The sequence below is a fragment of the Belnapia sp. AC561 genome, from assembly GCF_979252845.1.
Genome location: NZ_CEEDBP010000493.1, coordinates 1 through 236 on the forward strand (window position 1 = coordinate 1; position 236 = coordinate 236).

The following is a 236-nucleotide window of genomic DNA, read 5'->3' on the forward strand; positions in this document are numbered from 1 at the left end:
GCTGACTCAACTCACTCAACTCGACCCGCTGTACGTCAACTTCGCCTACCCCGACACCGAGGCCGAGCGCCTGCGTGAGGGCGTACAGAGCGGCAAATTGGCGATGCCGGCTGACGGCAAATTGTTCGCCCAGCTGAAGTTTGGCGATGGCAGCAGTTACCCCATCGAGGGCCGCGTCGACTTCACCGACAGCTTCGTCAGCAGCGGCACCGGCACCGTCAGTGCCCGCGCCGTGG

General features: G+C 64.4%; 1 pseudogene. It reads left to right on the top strand.

The features are described 5' to 3' along the window. Nucleotides 1-236, top strand: a pseudogene (locus AC0IW9_RS31980) (hypothetical protein); the annotation flags it as partial.